11 protein-coding genes are annotated in these 22,034 nt (G+C 41.9%); all 11 read right to left on the bottom strand.

Annotated features, from left to right (window positions below):
- Nucleotides 1–20: 20 nt before the first annotated feature.
- Nucleotides 21–563 (bottom strand): phage tail protein, encoded by a 543-nt coding sequence (locus tag NK987_RS13120; protein WP_259264216.1) that lies wholly within the window; start codon nt 561–563, stop codon nt 21–23.
- A 64-nt stretch (nt 564–627) separates the two neighbouring features.
- Nucleotides 628–1,173 carry a phage tail protein gene (locus NK987_RS13115; RefSeq protein ID WP_259264215.1) on the bottom strand — a complete coding sequence of 182 codons (546 nt, stop codon included), beginning with the start codon at nt 1,171–1,173 and terminating at the stop codon, nt 628–630.
- A gap of 63 nt (nt 1,174–1,236) precedes the next feature.
- On the bottom strand, nt 1,237–1,779 hold the full coding sequence (locus tag NK987_RS13110; RefSeq protein WP_259264214.1) for a phage tail protein: 543 nt from the start codon (nt 1,777–1,779) through the stop codon (nt 1,237–1,239).
- A 12-nt stretch (nt 1,780–1,791) separates the two neighbouring features.
- Nucleotides 1,792–2,583 carry a hypothetical protein gene (locus tag NK987_RS13105; RefSeq protein WP_258423178.1) on the bottom strand — a complete coding sequence of 264 codons (792 nt, stop codon included), beginning with the start codon at nt 2,581–2,583 and terminating at the stop codon, nt 1,792–1,794.
- A gap of 755 nt (nt 2,584–3,338) precedes the next feature.
- On the bottom strand, nt 3,339–7,922 hold the full coding sequence (locus tag NK987_RS13100; protein ID WP_259264213.1) for a choice-of-anchor tandem repeat GloVer-containing protein: 4,584 nt from the start codon (nt 7,920–7,922) through the stop codon (nt 3,339–3,341).
- A 484-nt stretch (nt 7,923–8,406) separates the two neighbouring features.
- Nucleotides 8,407–8,616 (bottom strand): hypothetical protein, encoded by a 210-nt coding sequence (locus NK987_RS13095; protein WP_259264212.1) that lies wholly within the window; start codon nt 8,614–8,616, stop codon nt 8,407–8,409.
- Nucleotides 8,617–8,640: 24 nt separating this feature from the next.
- The gene (locus NK987_RS13090) at nt 8,641–10,998 is read right to left on the bottom strand and encodes an ABC transporter permease (RefSeq protein ID WP_259264211.1); all 2,358 of its coding nucleotides are present in this window, start codon (nt 10,996–10,998) and stop codon (nt 8,641–8,643) included.
- A gap of 261 nt (nt 10,999–11,259) precedes the next feature.
- Entirely contained in the window at nt 11,260–13,671 is a 2,412-nt protein-coding gene (locus NK987_RS13085) for an ABC transporter permease (RefSeq protein ID WP_259264210.1), read from the bottom strand.
- Nucleotides 13,672–13,954: 283 nt separating this feature from the next.
- Nucleotides 13,955–16,363 (bottom strand): FtsX-like permease family protein, encoded by a 2,409-nt coding sequence (locus tag NK987_RS13080; protein ID WP_259264209.1) that lies wholly within the window; start codon nt 16,361–16,363, stop codon nt 13,955–13,957.
- 387 nt (nt 16,364–16,750) lie between these two features.
- Nucleotides 16,751–19,201, bottom strand: coding sequence for an ABC transporter permease (locus NK987_RS13075; protein WP_259264208.1), 2,451 nt, complete (start codon nt 19,199–19,201; stop codon nt 16,751–16,753).
- Nucleotides 19,202–19,326: 125 nt separating this feature from the next.
- Nucleotides 19,327–21,783, bottom strand: a complete 2,457-nt coding sequence (locus NK987_RS13070; RefSeq protein ID WP_259264207.1) for an ABC transporter permease — start codon at nt 21,781–21,783, stop codon at nt 19,327–19,329.
- Between the last annotated feature and the right edge of the window lie 251 nt (nt 21,784–22,034).

Below are 22,034 nucleotides of genomic sequence, written 5' to 3'. Positions count from 1 at the left end.
AATTAATACAATTTCACGCCTTACGGCCTCGAAGGGAAAATACCTTGGAGTGCAATAATATAATTTACTGCCAAATAGGGAGGCATATTATTAAAGGGTTGTCCCCCGCCTGTAATCCCGACCGTACTTGGCGCCATTGCCGCATTTGCACCTGAAGCATAGGTGTTGACGCCAATGGGATCCGCACCCCGATCAGGTACTACATTGACATTGGCGGGGAAGGCATTGCTAGGATTTGATTGGGTACCTGCTGCTGATGAAGCAAGAATAGGATGGTTATGGGGAGGAAGGTTATTTACGGATAAAAAGGTTGTAGGTGTCCCCGCTCTTTCACCCTGACTATAATTGGGCAAACCCGGTCCCTGACCCGGATGGATTAGCAAGCGTCCCCTCAAATCGGGCAGTGCAAAGGTTGTGCGACCATCTCCCCCATAGGTGGTGCCAAGCAATGAAAATAAAGCTTGATTTTGTGAAATTGCTAAGAGAGAACCATTGCATAATGCCCATCCTCGCGGGGCAAAATTGAAGGCTACCATCATGATTTGTCCTAAATATGGTTCCATTTCTTTTTTGTTTAATTAGTAAGAGAGAAATAAAAAAGAGAGATTTTTATGTTTTTTCCTGATATCAGGGTCTTGGAGGGTAAATTCCTTCTAGTGCAATAACATGATATACTGCCAAATAGGGAGGCATATTGTTGATGGGTTGTCCTCCGCCTGCATTCCCGACCATGCTTGGATTCATTGTCGTATTTGAATTTGAAGCATGGGCATTGACTCCAATTGGATCTGCTCCCCGCTCAGGTATCACATTTGCATTGGCAGGGAAGGCATTGCCGGGATTTGATTGGGTTCCATCTGCTGATGAAGCTTGAATCTGATGGTTGTGAGAGGGGAGATTGGTGACAAGCAAAGTGGTTGAAGGTGCCCCCGCCATTTGACCCAGACTATAATCGGGCAAGCCCGGACCCTGACCTGGATGGAGCGCCATGCGTCCCCTAAGATCGGGCAGTGCAAAGGTTGTTTGACCATTACCACCATAGGTGGTGCCTAATAGTGAAAATAAAGCAGTATTCTGTGCAATCGGTAAGAGTTGACCGTCGCATAATGCCCAGCCTCGCGGGGCAAAATTGAATCCTACTACCATGATTTGTCCTATATATGGTGTTTCCATTATATTTTTGTTTAAATACTAAGAGAAAAATTAAAACGAGAAATTTTCATGTTTTTTCTGATGTCAGCCCGGTGAAGGGAAAATTCCAAACAATGCAATAATATAATTTACTGCCAAATAAGGAGGCATATTGTCAAAGGGTTGACCACCGCCTGCATTCCCAACCATGATAGGATTCATCGTCGTATTTGGATTTGAAGCATAGGCGTTGACGCCAATTGGATCTGCTCCCCGCTCAGGTATCACATTGGCATTGGCAGGGAAGGCATTGGCAGGATTTGATTGGGTTCCAGCCGCTGATGAAGCCTGAATGGTATGATTATGGGGAGGAAGGTTACTTACTGTCAAAGTGGTAGAAACAGCACCCCCCGTTTGACCCACAGAATTAGAAGGCAAACCTGGTCCCTGACCTGCATGAAGCGCACTACGCCCCCTAAGATCGGGCAGTGCAAAGGTTGTTTGACCATCTCCGCCATAAGTAGTACCTATCAATGCAAACAAAGCATCATATTCTGAAATTGGTAAAAGAGAACCGTCACAAAATGCCCAGCCTGGAGGGGCAAAATTGAAACCTGTCTCCATGATTTGTCCGATAAATGGATCCATAGTTTTAAATGATTAAATGATGTAGTGATTAAAAGCTCCTTTATGCTGGTTGATGGTAGTAACTCCAAAATTTTTGGAATTTTCGGAGTTAACTTGAAGAAATACTTCCTGATTATCTTTGTTTCTTAAAGAAAAGCTTTTTGACTTTTCTGATGTGTCTGAATCTGTAAAAAACCAATCGACATCTTTGCTGCTTTTTACAAAGTCTCTATAATTCAAATAAGGAAAAACATCTTTGGGATTTTCCAACAAACAGATGACCTTATCACATCCTTCATTTTTCAATTCTTGACTTTTTGCTTGGATTATGTTGAGAATTTGGGTGATACTCTGGTTACTTCCAGTAAAGGCAATACCTAATACTCCGATCTTTTTTCCATTCAATTTGATAACCACCTTTTCTTGGAGAGCAGCCAAACCGCCTCTTGTACTTTTATCAAAATTTGAATTTATTAGAGGGTACGGCGCTTCCGCTATTTTCTTTTGCAAGTCATCATCAGAAAGCTGTAAAAGGCCGGGGTCAAAATTGATCAGTTGGGCAATTGATCCTGATGGACCGATACCAATCATATCCTTTGTATTTCTATACCTACCCGAATTGATAAAAATCAGGGCAGAATTTCTTGCATAGTTGGAGTCCATGAGATTCTTCAGGTTCTCTTCATCTATTCCCGGACCGAGATGTACCCAACTGATTGACTTGGGGTCTCCCAAAGCCAATACTGCCGAAGGAATAGAAATCAATGTGGATACCACAGAGGCAGCAATTGATTTTTTTAAAAATAATCTTCTGGAGAAATTCATATTTGAGGAATTTATTTTTAGATATAAACAATAAACAGTTTGGTATCCAACCTTAGGTCAATAGTCTAAGAAATCTTACCATTAAATTGGGGATAATTCATGCTGATACCTTTGTTTAAAAATAATGATGTTCAAGCACAGAAAAACACAGTCTAGGACAAACGCTTTCTCTTTCTGTCCCAACGTATGATTTTATTTACCCACTTGAAATCGGGAAGGAAAAGGCATGTCAAAAAGTAACCAAAATGAAAAAAATCTAAGAACAGAATCCAGAACTACCCTCAGTGATTGCGGTGATGAAAATTTGTGTTATTTGAGTGTTACAGTTCTAATTGTTTTAGTTGTTGTAATTGTTCTACTGATTGTAATGGTTGTCTGCTTTGCGTTATCAGGTTGTCAGGTTGAGGAATCCGTTCTTCTGAACCGGAGCTTGCGGAGGTAAAGAATCACTTTGACTAGTGAGACACTTCGCTTCACTTATAAATTCCAAATTTCTTTTGTCTCGTTTCTTGCTTCTTGCCTCTAAGACTCTCATTATTAATTTATCATTCTAAATTCAAAATTTCCCTTGTTCCTGCCTCTTGGATCTTATTGGTTGCCTGATAGTCGCTGTCATCAATATCTGGTTTTTTCCAAAGCCGACTTCCCCAAAAACATAAACCCGGGGAAGCCCAACCTTATATCAATGGTCAGATTTACCCGGGTTTTTATTCAATTTGTATTCTCAGTTTACCGGTGATAACCGGCATTCAACATCACTCAAAGATCAGTTGTACACGTAAAGGAGCCAGATAAACATCGCTGTCAAGGATCAGGATATACATTCCTGCCTGGTTGACGTTTCCTGAGAAGTCCAATCGGATGGTTTTGCCTTCTCCGATTTCTGCTTCCCCTTCAGTCAGTTTCGCACCGTTGATGCTGTACAGGATGTACTTCACTTTTCCTTCCTTAAACCTGCTGTCCATTATACTTACCCTGCCATCCTTTACCGGATTAGGGAATGCCTTCAGGGAATATCCGCTCTGGATTTCCATGCCTGGTCTTTCCTTCTCCATGGATTCATTTGCAGCGGGGTCAGTTTCATTTGTTATCCTTAATGAATTGTTGACTATGGAGAAAGTAATGGTCTTTTCAGGTCCCGCCGTACCTCTTCTCTTGCTCTCGGAATACGCCCTTGCTGTCAGCGTATAGGTTCCCGGAGACAGTGTCTTTCCTGAATAATTGCCATTTTTATCCCCAAACAGGGCATATGGGGCATCATTCTCAGTTGTTGTACGGTTTACCGGACCTGATAGCTTCAGGTACACACTTCCTACTACCGATGGATTTGTATTTGCCCTGATGTTCAGACTCAGTCCCTGAACTTCGCTTTGGCTGATCTGAAGACCATTTGTAACAGTCATAATATCCAAATCCGTTCCTGCATTTACAAGGGTAAATGATTCGATGTCAAAGTTTGGAACAGCCTGTACGGTGATCGTCGAAGAGGCCATGAGCCCTCCGTTGACTGTAGTCGCAGTGATGGACGCCTGCCCTGTAGCATGTCCCGTCACCAATCCGTTTTCGTTTACCGTAGCAACCGATTCGTCGGAACTGCTCCAGTTCACTGCCTTGTCTGTCGCATTAGACGGGAATACTGTTGCTGTCAGCTGAAATGCACTGCCTTCATTAATGGTGGCTGTCGATGGACTTACCGTTACCCCTGTCACAGCAACTAAAGGTGCTACGATGGAGAATTGGATGGAAGATAGGATTCCGGCTGTGCCGCCTCTGTTGGAAGCCGAATAAGCCCTTGCCGTCAGGGTATAGGTCCCTTCAGGCAGCGTCCTTCCTGAGTAATTGCCGTTATTGTCACCAAAGAGCGCATATGGTGCTACATTTTCTGTTGAAGTACGGTTTACAGGTCCCGAGATTGTGAGGTAAACACTCCCCACCACTGATGGATTGGTATTTGCCCTTATGTTCAGGCTTAAGCCCTGAACCTGATTCAGGCTGATCTGGAGCCCGTCTATAACTGTCAAAATATCTGCATCCGTCCCGGCATTGATCAAAGTAAAGCCTGTAATGGACAAAGGAGGCTCACTTTGAGTGACAGTCACTTTCTGGATCACTTCCACAGCATCATTTCCGGAAGGATCCTCCGCTGACCATGTAATAGTAGTCTCTCCTAACCCAAATGGCTCTCCAAGATCTTTACCGTCACTTCTTAATCCTGTGACCGTGGCAGAACAGTTGTCAGATACCGAAGGCTCGGGAACCGACACACTGGTGACTGTCTGACCTGACGGAACGCTTACATCGATATCAGATACTGATCCAATCACCGGCAATTCATCATCTGCTACAGTTACATCAAAACTACAGGTCACCTGATTGCCTGCTGCATCGGTAGCGGTGTAGGTAACTTTTGTAGTCCCCACAGGGAATACCGCACCCGGCTCAAAGTTGCTGACTAAGTCTACAGAACCGCTGTTGTCGTTCGCAGTCGGTGCAGTCCAACTGACTGCCGCACTGCAGTCACCCGGATCGTTGGACACGGTGATGTCTGTCGGACAGTTGTTGATTATTGGGTCTACCGCATCAGCATCTTCCATGATTGTCACTTTAAAGCTACATTCGGCGGTATTGCCTGCTGCATCTGTTGCTAGGTAAGTAACTATAGTCTCCCCTACAGGAAAAGTTGCTCCGCTTGCAAATCCTGATTTCAATTCAATCCCTGCTCCTGTACAGTTATCGCTGAAAGACGGATCGCTATAGCTGATCGTTTTTCCTGTTTCTCCGAAGGCAACCGTCTCGTTGATATCGTCAGGACAGGAAATAATGGGATCTTCCGTATCAGGCGTCAATAGGATTTCTACCTCAAGGCTTCCGGTAGCACCTGCATCATCCGTGACCACTACCTTATATATACCTGCGGCTAGGTTATTCAAATCTTCTACGTCAGCAGTATATGTATCCGGTCCTGTCCAGGAGATGACGGTCGTTCCGCTAGCCCCGCTTATGGTCAGGTCAATGCTTCCGTTACTTCCGGGGCAAGATTCATCTTCTTTGGTCGCTGAAAGGTCCAATTCAGCAGGAGGAGGAGTAAACAACGTGAATGATCCAAGAGGAACTGCACCGTTACTAAAGTTAAATTCTGCATTGCTGACAAAGGTTTCATATCTGAGATCGTATTCGAATACATTTCCCCAAGTATCCACACCTCCTCTAGACGTCATCCCGTAAAGCTTCCCATTATATTCCGTTAAACTACCAACAGCAGCGTCACCATCAATTCCTCCAAATGCGTGTTTACTGATATAAATATTTGTAACCGGATCGTACTCAAAAATAACACCTTTATCTGGTCTACCACCCTGACTGGTCATCCCATATAGTTTGTCTCCATATAAAATCAAACTACCATTTGGAAACCAACCGTTATTCTGATCGAAATTGTACTTTTCAGTAATTACACCACTTAAAGGATCGAATTCAAATAAAACTCCCCCATTACCGGAACCGCCACCTGAAGTCGTTCCGTATATTTTGCCATTATAAACTGTTAAATTACCCCTGGGACTAACTCCGTTTGTCATATCAAAATCATATAGCATCAATCCCCTCGTTCTTGGGTCATAACCAAATAAAACACCAACTCCACTATTCCCCCCACGAGAAGTCATCCCATACAAAATCCCGTCATATTCCGTTAAACCTCCTTGAGGGCTGCTACCATTAGTTCCATCAAATTCGTGCTGTTTGGTGTAGGTTTTGGTAACCGGGTCATATTCGTAGATTAAACCATGATCTATAAACCTTCCACCTTTGGCAGTCATTCCATATAGCTTACCGTTATAAGCCGTTAAAGCCCCATTTGGCCCACTACCATTATCTCCAACAAAATCAATATTCTTCGTGTATCTTTCAGTAGCAGGATCATACTCAAAGAGAACTCCCAGATTATCTTTCCCACCTGCATCAGCAGTTCCGAATAACTTGCCATTATAGTTGATTAGACTCCCAGTGGGATAACTACCATCCGTTTCATTAAAATCCAGTTTTTTGGTATAATGGAGAGTACTGGGTTCGAATTCAAAAATCACCCCACCATCATTTAAACCACCATTAGGAGTCATACCGTACAATTTGCCATTAAAGGATGTTAGATTACTACGAGGGAAGTTACCATTCACTTTATCAAAGTAGTAATTTGGGGAAATCAACTTTTCATCAAAGTTAAATTCATAAAGAACTCCAAAATTAAGTGGTCCCCCTTCAGATGCCATCCCGTATAATTTACCGTTGAAAAGTGTTAAACTCCCAAATGGAGTACTACCATTACTCCCATCAAAATCATATTTTGTTATACTCCTAAGAACTGGATCAAACTCAAAGACAAATCCCAAATCATTCGATCCACCTATTACTCTCGTACCAAATAGTCTATCATTGTAGACTGTTAAACTACCATCATGAGGGATACCGGAACCACTATCACCATCTATAAAATTGTGTAACACAGAATAATCACCTCCACTAACCACAAACAAAACACCACTATTGAAAGAACCTCCTAAGGTAGTGGTCCCATATAAATCATTATTAAAAAGCGTTAAACTACCAAAGGGTTTTTCTCCATTTGTACCATTAAAATCATGAATTTTATTGTAAGTGTCGCTGCCTGGATTATAAGAGAAAATCACCCCTTTATTAAAATTTCCCCCAAATTGAGTCATTCCGAATAAGGTTCCATCAACGTTTATTAAACTGCCTGAAGGAAAGGCACCATTTGCTTGGTTAAATTGGTACTTTGTACTATATATTTCTAGGATTGGATCGTATTCAAAAATAACTCCTGGATTTGGATCGCCTCGAAAATCCGTGCCAAATATTGTCCCATACAATTTACCGTCGCGAACAGTTAAACCGCCTTCTGTTAAAGAACCTATTCCAAACTCAAGCTTTTTTAAATAAACTCTTGTGTTTGGGTCATATTCAAAAAGAACGCCACCCAAAAAACTTCCACCAGCTGAAGTTATCCCGTACAGCTTTCCATTTAATTCTGTCAGATTATGTTGGGGTGATAAACCAGGCGCAAAATTAGAAAAACCTGTGGGTGCAGGGTCCCTCAAGGATTTGCTATTGATATCATATTCAATAATTGCCCCATTACCATCTTTTCCTCCTAAAGAAGTTAGTCCAAAGAATTTGGGGGTTTGGGCCAGTAATGGCACCATCGTCAGGAAGAATGCCAAAAAGGATAAACTCCAGAAAGAGGTGGAAATATGCTTCCATTTATTCGAGGAAATAGGATACTTCTGCCATTGAGAGTATTCATTGAGTATAATTCTATTCATATTGGTTTATTTAAATTAGAAAACTAATTTCTACCTATTTTTCAAGGTAGTTCAGGTATTTAAGAAATCTATTCATGAGTTCGCTCAAGGTTTAGGACATATTTTGAAAAAAACAAAAGATAGGATTGGGTGAATTTTGATATGCAGAATGGGATTAAGCTGATGTTTTTACAGATTAATTACAACCAACAAATACTTTATATCAATTATATTGATTATTAAATACAAAAAAATGTAGGTCGGGACGAACACCTGCTTTTTTTGTCCCAAGCAATGGATTTATTTTCCCAATAGAAAAGCAAATAGGAAGAGGAAGACCTAAAATAACCCAAATTGAAAAATATCGGGGTTCAAAATTCAGAACTACCCTCAGTGATTGCGGTGATGAAAATTTGTGTTATTTGAGTGTTACAGTTCTAATTGTTTTAGTTGTTGTAATTGTTCTACTGATTGTAATGGTTCTCTGCTTCGAGTTATCAGGTTGTCAATGTTGTCGGGTTTGGAAATCCGTCATTCTGAACTGCAGCCTGCAAAGGTGAGGAAACTCATTTAATCTGATTCTAAATGTTGTAATGGTTCTAGTTGTTGTAATGGTTGTCTGCTTCACTTTGTTATTGTTGTCGGGTTGTAAGGTTATCTCGTAGAAGAGAACCCGGTATTCTGAAATCACCATCATAAATTCTCCAAGTCTCATTTATTGGCTCTCACTTCATCCAAATCACTCGCTTTTCAAAACCTTGGCAGGATTGATCATGGCGGTTTTGATGGCCTGCGAACTGACGGTCAAAAATGCGATCCCCAAAGCCGCAAGCGCTGTCCAAAGGAAAATCTTCCAATCGATGGAGATTCTATAATCAAAGGTTTCCAACCAAGAATCCATGAAATACCATGTTACCGGAATTCCTACCAATACTGCAATCAGGACCAACTTTGTAAATTCGGATGATATCAACCTCACCAAACCGGGAATGGATGCTCCTAGAACTTTCCTGACTGAGATTTCTTTTCTTCTTTGCTCTGCTATGAAAGTAGCCAATCCAAAAAGCCCCATGCAGGAAATGAGAACAGCCAAGACTGTAAATAATCCGGTCAATTGAGCCGTACGATTCTGGGATTCAAACTTTCGGGCATGGACCTGATCTACAAAATTATAATCAAAAGGAGCTCCGGGGTTGAACTTTGCAAATACAGCTTCAACATTTGCCATTATTTCGGAATAGTCCTCTCCAGGATTTAGGCGGACATGGATAAAACTCAGATTTCTTTTGGGACCAAAGACCAAAATAGGCAATACCTCATCAAAAGGCGATTCCATTATAAAATCCTTCACCACGCCGACAACAGTAAAATTCAGCTCATCGTCTTGGATCACCTGTCCCAAAGGATCTTCAAATCCCATTCTCTTTGCTGCGGTCTCATTGATCAATACTGCATTGCTGTCACTTGGGAAAGTATATACATCGATATCCCTTCCTGCAATCAGTTCAAAACCGGCAGTTTCAACCAAATTCGCATCTGCTCCCATTCGGTACATGGTAGGTCTGTAACTATCATCTTTGCCCTGCCATTTCATCGTATTGGTATCACTATGCAGCTCTGTAATGGGAGAAAAAGTATAACTAACAGAATTGACCTCTTTCAAAGCCGACAATTCATTGCGGAAAGCCACCATGTTATTCTGCATTGTTCCGGAGACCTGATGGTAAATTAGGTTTTCCTTGTCCAACCCAAGATCTCTGTTTTGGACATGGTTCATCTGATCGCGGATAATCCATACGCTCGAAATCAATATGGCTACCACTGCAAATTGGAAAACTACCAAAGCTTCACGTGGATTGACCCAATATTTCTTGGCATTCAACTTCAGTTTGAATACTGAAGTAGCTTTGAAGGAACTCATCAAAAAAGCAGGATAACTTCCGGCCAATATCCCGATGACGATGACATAGACAAAAGAAATCACCCAAAACAAAGGCTGAGTAAATGGGCTTTGAAGTTCCTTCCCATTAAAATTACTGAAGTAAGGCAAGGCGATCGCAACTATTGTCATGGCAAATCCATAAGCAAACAAGGCGATCATGACCGATTCGACCAAAAACTGCCAAACCAACATCCCGCGACCTGCACCGGAGATTTTTCTTACTCCGACTTCCTTTGCCCTGTTTTCACTTTGGGCAGTACTGAGGTTGATAAAATTAATACAGGCCAATAGCAAAATGACAAGCGCAACTCCTCCAAACAATCGTATCAGTTCGATCTTGCCGCCGACAGAAACACCGTTTTCAAATTTAGAATACAGATGCAGGTCAGACATGGGGAACAAAAAATCGCTTACGCTTTTGTCTTCCGAATTCATGGCAGTAAATCCTGCGAATTTTTCATTGAATTCATTTACATCTGTACTTTCATGAAGCATTGCAAAAGTCCTGTAAGAATTATTGCCCCAAAAAGAATCCGCCCAACCCATTGATTCCAGTTTTTTGAATGGCAAAAAGACAGTGAAATTGAAGTTGGTGTTTTGTGGTAAATCCTGGACCACGGCCATGACCTGGAAATCAAGTTGCTTTTCTAAAACTACTGATTTTCCCATTGGGTCTTCCTTTCCAAAAAGCTTTTCTGCAACAGTTTTGGTAAGAATAATTCCATCCGGAACAGACAAAGCAGACTCGGTATCACCGGAAATGACTTCAAAAGTAAACAACTTAAAGAAACCGGGATCCACAAAAGTTGTCTTTTCATAGAAGCTGTTTGATCCTACCGTCAATAGATGCGGGTCCCATTCTGTAAGCCTTGTGGTTGCTTCCACTTCAGGAAACTTGTCTTTCAATGCTGGACCGTAAGGCGCAGGTGTATAATCCCAACTCATCACTTCCCCATCTATAGTGGTGTTCCGCCAAACTGCATAAACCCGATCCGAATGGGCATAAAACCTGTCGATCGAAAGCTCAAATTGGATCCAGATCAAGATCAAAACAGAAGCTGCAATCCCTATTCCTAACCCACCGATATTGATAATGGAAAACCCTTTACTTCTCAGGATATTTCTCCAGGCAATTTTCAGATAGTTTTTCCACATGGTTCTAAAGATTTAAAGATTGGAAAATTTTAAAATTGAAAGATTTAATGGTTTAAAGGTTAGAAGGTTGCAAGGTTGCTGAATCCGTCATTCTGAACCGCAGCCTGCGGAGGTGAAGAATCTCACTTAAAGAGACTCTTCGCTTCACTCAGAGTGACGACATGCATTTATTTCATTATTCATTCAGAATTCAGAATTCCCCAAGTCTTGTTTCTCGCTTCTCGTCTCTTGCCTCTCGTCTCTTGCCTCTCGCCTCACAAATTACTCACTCTTAAGGCTATCCACAGGATTCATCATAGCGGCTTTGAAAGCATGTGAACTGACTGTTGCCAATGCAATCACAATTGCGATCATTCCTGCAAGGAGAAATACCCACCATTCGATTGCTATCCGGTAAGCAAAGTCCTGAATCCAGCTGTCAACCACATACCATGAAATCGGAATGGCAATCAGTATAGCTGCCAATATCAATTTCATAAAATCCTTGGATAGCATCGCCACCACGCCACCAACAGATGCACCAAGGACTTTACGGATTCCGATTTCTTTGACCCGCTGTTCGGTGGTGAAGGACACCAACCCAAACAATCCCAAACAGGATATTAGGATCGAAAGCAAGGTCAGCATGCTGACAATGGTATTCAAAGTCTGATCGGAACGGTACATTTCATTAAAGTGGTCATCCAAAAACTTATATTGAAATTCCTCTTCCGGTATGATTGTGTCCCACACCGACTCGATATGTGCGATTGCTGCAGGAGCTGCATCGCCTTTGATTTTGACAGAGACCTCGGAATAGCCCCAATCTTTTTTGTTGAAAATGGCCAAGGACTCAATCTTATAGTGAAGTGAATTGAAGTTGAAATCCTTGGAAATACCAACAATCTGTCCCACAGAATCCATCCAAGCCAAGCCGATGGGTTGCCCGATCAAAGATTCAATCGGTCGGGTATTGCCTTCACTTTTGAGCAATTCTTTGGCGAGTGATTCATTGATGATAAATGCATTGCCGTTGTCAGAACTTATGTTCTGGTCAAAATCCCTACCCGCAATCAAGTCGATTTGATACACATCAAGATAATCCGGATCAACCACTATATGGGAAGTAGAAAGGATTCTTTCAGGTCCATCTCCCCGGAATACAATTCCTGTCTGATGGAGATTATTACCAAGCCGTTGACCCGATCCGGTTACCTTTTCTATGGCTGGATTTGCAAGGAGTTCTTGCTTCATGGATTCATACCTCGAAAAGAAACGCTGATTCAAGGGAATGGTCAGCACCTGTTCATGGGAAAAACCGAGGTCCTTTTCCTGCATAAATCTGATCTGTTGTGTCGCAAAAAGTGTCGTGATAATCAGGAATACCGCACCCGCAAACTGGACAACGACTAGTGCATTTCTGAATTCTGATTTTTTGTTTCCGACTTCAGGCGAACCTTTCAAAACTTTTGCCGGACGGAAATTAGAAAGGTATAAAGCCGGATAAGTTCCGGAAAGCATGCCCACCGCAACAGCCCCTAAAATGAGATTGAGCAGTAGAAAAGGATTACTAAACAAAGGGAAATCCAATTGTCTCTGGCTGAATTCATTAAGATATGGCAAAGCAATGGAGACCAACCCAATGGCAAAAAACATGGCTATCAGACTGATAAAAACCGATTCTCCGATAAACTGGATAAACAATTGTGGTTTGGAAGCCCCTGAAGCTTTCCTCACCCCGATTTCCATGGACCTTCCTATGGACTTTGCGGAGGAGAGGTTTACAAAATTGATCCCTGCAATAAAGAGCACTATGAGCGCGATGTAAAAAAATACCTGTGTATAGGCTCCATCAAATTTTCTGTAATTAAAATAATCATGGGTAATCTCTGATGAATTTGCATGGATTTCTTGGATCGGTTGCAGGAAAAGCTCGAACTCTTTCGCCCTTTCCTCCCCTAAATGGGACACGAGGTAGTCTGGAAATTTGGATTCGAGATTTGAAATGTTTGCTCCATCTGCCAATTTGAGGTAAGTCGTATACCAATTTGCTTCCCAATCACCCATCGCCTGAGGACTAAAGTAGGTGCTAAAAGAGGTCAAACCTTCAAATTGCAAATGTGAATTTGCCGGGATATCTTCCATCACACCGGTAATCCTATAAAAACTACTGTCCTGAGCGGAACTGAAAACTGTCTTTCCAATCGCAGATTCATCACCAAAGATCAGTCTTGCAGAAGAGGCCGTCAGCACCATGCTATTAGGTTCCTTCAGGGCAGAATTTGGATCTCCCTCCAACATCCTAAAATCAAATAGGTCAAAAAATGTAGAATCCGTCCATAAGATATTTTTAAGTGAAGTTTCTTTTTCTCCGTTTCTGAGTACCATTTCACCACCTTGGGTTAGCCGGGTAAAGTTTTCTACTTCAGGCATTTCCTCCAATAATGTAGGACCCATGGGGTACATGGTCAATGCTACCTTTTGTGGAGAAACCATTCCCTCCCACTTTTGAACTTCATTGAGACGGTAAGTATTTTTGGTTTGGAAACCATCAAAATCCCGCTCATAACTGACAAAAAGCATTATTAGAATACATACAGCCATCCCGATAGATAGTCCGGAAATATTGAGGAAAGAGAAAAGTTTGTTTTTCCTCAGGTTACGCCAAGCTATTTTTAGGTAGTATGTCCACATGGTAGGTCTAGATTAATGTTTTGAGGCTCGTTTTGTTTAAATGGTTGTAATAGTTCTAGTGGTTGTAATAGTTGTAATGGTTGTCTGCTTCGCGTTGTCAGGTTGTCGAGTTATCACGTTGTCTGGTTTCGGAATCGAGATTTTTTTTTCATCATTCCTAATTCAAAATTTTTAAAGTCTCGTCTCTCGCTTCTCGCTTCTCCCACATTTCTAATTATAAACTCATAATTCTGAATTCCCCAAATCTTGCTTCTTGTGTCTTGCATCTTGTGTCTTCATAAACTCATTCATCTTTCAGAATCTTCGCAGGATTGGTCTGTGCCGCTGAATAGGAATGTAAACCTACGATCAGGAGACAAAGTGACATGACACCAAGACCCGAAAGCCCATAAATGAAATATGGCATTTCTACTTTGTAGCTGAAGGAATTCAGCCATTCGTTTAGAAAATAATAAGCAGGATACACCGCCAAAACAAAGGAAACCAAAATCAGGATAACATATTCCCTTGATATTAGTCCCAAAATCTGCACTATGGACGCGCCCAATACTTTTCTGATACTGATTTCTTTGGTTCGCTGCGCAATGGTATAAGAAGAAAGTCCAAACAATCCCAAAGCTGATATGATGACTGCAAGGATGCAGGCCATTCCCAGCACATTTCTGATCTTCAAATCCTCTTCATAAAACGTAGCAATCGCTTCATCTAAAAACTTGAATTCTGAGGCGTCGTAGGGATATATCTCTTTGAAGATTCCCTCCATTTCTGCTTTGGCGAGGGCTAGGTTATAACCGCTTTCTAATTTGACATTCAGCACATTAAAACCTTCAGGTACATAAGTAAGCACCATCGGACGGATTTCTTCTCGCAAAGTCCGTGAATTAAAATCATTGACCACTCCAGTGATTTTCCTCTGGTTGGCACCGAACCTCACCAATTTCCCAACCACTTCATCCGGATTGTTGACGCCGATTTCTTTGGTAAAGGCTTCGTTAACCATGATTTCATCAGTTTGGTTGGAACTGCTTTTTCCTGCCAAGATCTTCAAACCATTCACTGACACAAATGCCGAATCGATATTCTTGACCTGAATGTAATAGCGGGTTTCAGAAGTATCCTGTGGGACATAGATATCCGAAGTCCAAAGCCCGTCCGAGGAAACCAAATCTCCGCTCAAACTTGCACTTTTCACAAAACTAAACTGAGATACCCTTTCCCTTAATCTTTCAGCCTTATCTATGCCAGCCATAAAAGGCAACTGTGTGTATACCACCGCATCCCGGTCAAAACCCAAAGGTTGGCTGGATACATATTTCATCTGAAACGAGATCACCGAAACCAAGATGATAAAGGCAATGGAACTGGCAAATTGTAATACTGTGAGATTTTTTCTCAGAAAAACTCCTATTGAAAACTTTCCACTTTGTTCCTTCTCCCCTTTGAGGGCACGTTGCGGATCATAATTGGCCAAGATCAGCGAAGGATATATCCCTGCCAATAGGGTCAGCACAAAAGAGATAAGGGTCAGAAAACCTATATTTTCCAGCTTGAGGTAATTCACTTCCAATCCTGAAGGAAGGTAATTTCTGAATACCAACACCAAGGCTTCTGCCATCGCCAAACTCAAAAGACAGGCAAAGAATACCATCAGATACGTTTCTGACAAAAACTGAAAAACCAACTGGGATTTGCCTCCACCAAGGGTTTTTCTGATACCCACTTCCTTAGCCCTGCCGATGGCTTGTGCTGTTTCGAGGTTGATAAAATTCAGACAGGCCAATGACAAAATGATCAGGCCGATAAATATCAGGCCATTTAAGAAAACCTTTGATACTGTCTGGGACCCCCCATCAGATTGGTCAAAATGCATTTCTACCAAGGGCTGCAGCGTAAACCTAGAGTTTCCCCCTTCTTGGTTGAGGTTCTTTTCAGATATTTTTGTCAATCCGGCAAGTAGGTCTGAATCAGTCTTCAGGGTTTCTTTTTTGATAAAGAGTTGTGAACTGGAGTTGACATTGCCCCAAGAGTCAAGTCCAAACCAATTTTCTTTATCCATACTTCTGATTGTAGAATAAGAAATGAAATCCGTGAAAAGGAAATCCGTATTTTCATCAAAGTCAGCCACAACACCGGTAATCTGAGCATTGATCGTGTCCGAGTCATAGTAAAAAATCTCCTTGCCCAAAACCTGGGAAGGTTCCTGCCCGGGAAAATACTTTTGCATGGAAGCATGGCTGATGACGGCTGTGTAGGGATTTGCAAGGGAATTTTCAGGACTTCCGGCAAGCCATTTTCTTGGAAAAATCTGGAAAAACCCTGCATCTGCAAAAGTCACGTTATTGGTCCTTCCCATCACTTTTTGTCCCTCAGGCAAAAACACCAAGGTCTCCCAAAGGGTATAAAGCCTCCCCTTTTGCGCTATGCCGGTCAATTCTTTGTCGATCACTTCTCCCAATGGACCGGGAGTTCCGGAATTCGGGAATTCCCCATCCCCAAAATCAGTAATCATCCCTACCCTGAATATCTGTTCGGTATCAGGATGGAATTTGTCAAAACTGTTTGAGTACCAAACGATGTTGAAAATCAAAAAACAGATAGAAATCCCTATTGACAATCCCAAAATATGGGTCGCTGTCCTAAGTTTATTTCTCTTTAGATTTCTCCAGGCGATGATCAAGTGGTTTCGAAACATAAGGGAAGGGGATTTAGTGGTTGTGATTGTTGTAATGGTTATAGTGGTTGTAATTGTTATAATGGTTTTCGGGTTGTCAAGTTGTCTGGTTGTCGGAATCCGTCATTCTGAACCGGAGCCTGCGGAGGTGATGAATCTCATTTTTCTGAGACTCTTCACTGCGTTCAGAGTGACGACCGATGTTTATTTCATTTTTCATTCTGAATCCGAAATTCTTAATTATTCATTCATAATTCATCATTTCTGTAAATCTCGCTTATCGCTTCTCGCATCTTGCTTCTTTTCAAGAGGCTTGGTACTTGGTATATAATACTTTGTTCAATAACGATTTCTTCTCCTTTTCGCGAATCTGTCTCGTGTCTCATGTCTCGCTTCTCGCCTCTAAAATCACTCGTTTCTTAAACTGTCCACCGGATTCCGGATCGCAACTTTAATGGATTGGAAGCCGACGGTCAACATCGCTATCCCCGCAGCAAGCAATCCTGCAAATCCGAAGATCCACCAATTGACAGTTACCTTATAAGCAAAATCTTCCAACCATTTATCCACTGCCCACCAAGCAAATGGAGAAGCAATCAGGATGGCGATAATTACCAGTTTGACAAAGTCCTTGGAAAGCATGGCAACTATTCCCGCGACATTTGCGCCTAATATTTTTCGGATTCCGATTTCTTTTGTCCTTTGGAAGGCCGTGAGCGAGGCCAGTCCAAACAATCCCAGACAGCTGATCACAATTGCAATAGCTGTGGTCAGGTTGATAAGCTTTGAAAGATTCCGCTCCTGCACATAAATGGCTTCCAAGGCTTCGTCGTAAAACTTATATGAAAAGGTCTCAGGCGGATAGAAGCTGTACCATTTTTCCTCTATTTCGGCCAGACTCTTTTGCCATTGTGAAGGATCATTGCTGTTGAGTTTGATATTGAAGGTCCCAAGATTTGACTTTTCATGAATCATGACTAGGGGCTCAATTCCTGTATAAAAATCTTTGATATGGAAATCCTTAACCACCCCTATGATAGGAAATGCTTCTCCCTCTCTTCTATTGATAAATTTCCCGATGGCATACTGAGGGCTTGAAAATCCATAAGCCTTAGCCGCGGTCTCATTGATCAGGTATTCGTTTTCAGTTTCTGAAGATTCAATATTCCTTCCGGCAACCAACTCAATATCATATACATCGAGGTAATTGGTATCAACCCATTTGATATTGAGTTGTCTTTCTGTGGAAACACCGCTGTTTTCATCCATATAGGCAAATGGGGCCGAATTGTATCCGGTAGCCAACGGTTCACTACCTAAGGAGACTTTTTGAACACCTTCGACATTTTTCAATTCCTCTTGCAAAGGAAATGATTTGATCTGCAAGGCTGAGTCCCACAGTATTTTGATGGGAATATCCACAAGGACAATCGCTTCTTTATTGAATCCCAGGTCTTTTTGCAGCACATATTTCAACTGTTGTCCCACGACCAACGCTCCGATAATGAACACTTGAGCGATGGTAAATTGAAATACAATCAGGCCCTTTCTCAAAGTCAACTTGCCTGTTCCGGTATTGACAATAGTTGGACCACGCATGATATTGATAGGCCTGACCTTTGCGATGAGCCAAGCAGGATAAATTCCTGACATCATGGTTGACAACAAGACAAGCAAAACCAAGAAGACAGCCGCTCCGATATGGTTTGAATACTCCAAAGTTCCTTGAGGAATGAGATCTCCCAAAAGCTTGAAAGCGAAATTGGAAAGGAAAAATGCCAGAATTATTGAAAGCAAAACGGTGATCAATGTCTCCCCTAATATCTGGGAGATCAGCTGAACCCTTCCTCCTCCCAACGTCTTTCTGACACCTATTTCCTTACTCCTTTGAGGTAATTGCACAGTGCTGAGGTTGATGTAATTGATGCAGGCCAAGAGCAAAAGAAATCCGCCGATGCCAATGAGTCCATAAATCACAGGCTTGCTTGCTTTTCTTAAATTATAGTCATTGATATGGGTCGAAAAGTGGGATTCTGAAATTGGAAGCAATTCATACCATTTTTTTACAGAGAGATTTTGCTCCCGGTTTTTGTTAAACTCATCCCATTTGGAAGCTGATAGTTCGTTGATCTGTTCCAAAACCGTCACCGGATCGGAATCTTCAAAAAACCTGAGATAGAGTTTATCCGATCCATTCGTATTGGTCCAATCGCCAAGAGCGTAAACTTCCGGCTTGAGGTAAATGAATTCCTGAGCGGTAAATTCCGTAGGACCTTCCAAGTCCTTGACAATTCCGGAAATGGTTTTTTGGATTTCCCCATTATAGACCAAAGGTTTTCCCAGTATTTCTTCAATTTTCAATTGGGGAAAATATTCCCTTGCCCGGTTTTCGGTAAGAACAACATTATTGGGATTTTCAAAACTTGAAGCGGAATTTCCCACCAACCAAGTATAAGGAACCATTTCAAAGTAGGATTCATCGACAGCCACTATTCCCTCCTGATCTTCGACGAGTATTGGTTTTCCTACCTTCTGAGAAATTTCCACGCTCCCTATCCACTGTCCAAAAACAGGGACAGCTTTCTCTACACCCGAAACTTCCTCCCGGATAGCCTGATAGATTGGTGCAGACACACCTCCATACCTTGATTCTCCTTCATCATAAACCGCCCCAGTTATGAGCCTAAATGTCCTCTCCTTATGAGGAAGGTCCTTATCATAACTATACTCAAAATCCACGATCCTGTAAATCATCCAGCTTGAAGCAATGCCAATCGCCAATCCTAGAATATTCAACCCTGTAAACAGTCTTTGTCTCCAAAGGAAGCGAAGTGTGGTTTTCAAATGGCGGTGGATCATGGGGGTTTTATTTGGTTGTAATTGTTCTAATTGTTATCAAGTTGTCATTGTTGTCGGGTTTTCGGGATCCGTCATTCTTAATTATTAATTCATCATTATGAATTCTCAAAGTCTCGCTTCTCAAATCACTCGCTTCTCAAAGAATCAACCGGATTAGCCATTGCCGCACGGACAGATTGGACTCCCATAACTCCCCACGCTACCAACAAAACACCCAAGGCAGAAAATACAAAAATCTCCCAACCTAAGTCAATCCTGAATTGATAATCTTCCAGCCACTGACTCATGCCATACCAAGCCAGAGGCGCAGCAAAGACAAAAGCAATCAAAACCAGTTTGGTAAACTCTTGAGAAAGCAAGAAAACTATCCCTCCCACACTTGCCCCAAGTGCTTTTCTGATACCGATTTCTTTTCTTCTTTGCTCTGCAGTATAGGCTGTCAAGGCAAATAAACCGAGACAGGCTATAAAAATGGCTATGACGGTAAAGGAAGCGAAAACCTTTCCGATACGGGACTCGGCTTTGTACATATCGCCAAACTTATCATCAAGGAATGAATAGTTGAAGGGTTGACCCGGTGCTATTGACCTCCATTTTGATTCGACCAGATCTATAACTTCTTTACTGTCCTTGGCATTGAACTTAAAAGAGGCAAATCCCTGAGGCCTTTTGCTGGGATAAATCATTACGGCATTGATATTTTCCTTTAGGGATTCAAAGTGGAAGTTTTCGACAATCCCCACGATGGTCTTGTATTCCAAATCCATATTGGATAATCCATCTGTAGGATTTCCGGAAAAAGTGGCTATCCGCTGTCCAATCGGATTTCCTTCCAGATTAAAGTTCTTCAAGGCAGTTTGATTTAGTATCACTGCATTGGAGTCAGAAGGAAATTCCACGGAAAAATCCCTCCCTTCTACGATTTTCATTCCCAAAGTTTTGATATAGTCAAAATCAACAGACCAGTTCTGAAGACTTACCAAGTTCTCCTGCTGCTTTGGATCTTTGCCTTCACCCCACCATGGATTGTCTGATCTCCAAGTACCGGAAACAGGCAGAAAACCGCTGAATGTCCCCACATCCACCAAACTGCTTTGCACGATTTCGTCTTTGAAGGACTGCGCCTGATCTCCAAGGGCATAGATGTCCTCCACCATGATCACTTGGTCTTTGTTGAAGCCGAGCTCCTTTTTCTGAATATAATTAAGCTGACTGAATACTGAAACTGTGGCAATGATCAGGATAATAGAGATTGCAAACTGAAATACTACCAGGCTGCTTCTAACAGACCCACTTCCTTTTCTGCCGGACAAATTGCCTTTCAAAACTTTTATCGGTTCAAAGGCTGCAAGGAAAAAGGAAGGATAAATTCCTGCCAAAAGTCCCACGAAAAGCGCACCTCCTAGTAAGCTAACGTAAAACAAAATGTCGGAATAAGGAATCTCCAATGAGCGGTTTGAAAGCTCGTTGAAAAACGGAAGCAAAAAGACAGTTATCGCCAACGCGACAATAAAAGAGAACAAACTCATCAAAAAGGTTTCGGTCAAAAATTGCCACATCAGATCTTTCTTACCCGATCCAAGCGCTTTTCTCACTCCCACCTCTTTGGCGCGGCTTGAAGACCTTGCAGTGGAAAGGTTCATGAAATTGATACAGGCTATCAACAGAATAAATACCGCGATGGCAGCAAACATGTAGATGTAGGTGATGTTGAAATTGGGTTCAAACTCACCTTGAAGGTTACTGTAAAGGTGGATATCAAGCAAAGGCTGAAGCGAATAATCAATTTTGTTTCCGCTTGATTCAAACTCCGTCAGGCTAAAACTTTCTCCCATCACCTGTCCCAAAGCCGGGACAACATGGGTTTGGATCATTTCCTTGAGTTTGGCATCGACAGCAGCTGGATCAGCACCTTCATGGAGTAAAAGGTAAGTGGGAAAATTATTGCTCAACCAAAAAGTGGATTGAGCTTCTTCCAATCCGGCTGCAGCCAAGATCAGATCAAAATGAAAATGGCTGTTGACCGGCATGTCTTCATAAACAGCTGTGATTTTATAATTGGATTTATTGTCCAAAATCAGGGTTTTGCCTACGGCACTTTCATTAGGGAAGAATTTGTCCGCGGTTTTTTTGCTGATGGCCATTGTATTGGGTTCATCCAAAGCACCTTCAACATTGCCTTCCAACAAGGGTACAGTAAAAACTTTGAAAAAGTCCTTACCGGCATAGACAACATCATTTTCCTTAATGTTATCTTCTTCCCTTTTGACCAAAAATGATCCCTGACTCCTAAAGTGAACTGCTGCTTCCACTTCAGGAATCTCAAGTGGCATGGCCTCAGCCATGGGTGCAGGGCATTGGATCATATTGAAACTGTTTCCGCCGAATATGATGTCGGATTTTACCCTGTAAATCCGCTCCGCATTTGTGTGATGCTTGTCGTAACTCAGTTCATTAAACAAAAACAGGGAAATGATAATGCAGATCGCTATACCAAGGGAAAGGCCTAGTACATTGATCAAGGAGATCGTTTTGGTTTTCCAAAAACTCCTGATTGCGGTTTTGAAGATGTTTTTGAACATAGGAAGAAAATTAAAGTGGTTGTAGTGGTTATGGTGGTTGTAATAGTTTTAATTGTTATCTGCTTTGCGTTGTCAGGTTGTCTGGTTTCGTGAACCGTCTTTCTGAGTGTAGCGAAGAATCTCAGATCTAATTGGTGGATTTGGTCTGTTGGTGGCCATTGTTGTCGGATTTTCTGGATCCTTCATTTTTCATTATTAATTCATCATTCCTAATTCCTATTTCCCCAAGTCTTTTTTCTTGCTTCTTGATT

Origin of the sequence: Aquiflexum gelatinilyticum, assembly GCF_024813435.1 — a bacterium.
In the GTDB taxonomy this organism is placed as follows: domain Bacteria; phylum Bacteroidota; class Bacteroidia; order Cytophagales; family Cyclobacteriaceae; genus Cognataquiflexum; species Cognataquiflexum gelatinilyticum.
This window is presented reverse-complemented; position numbering and strand designations above follow the sequence as displayed.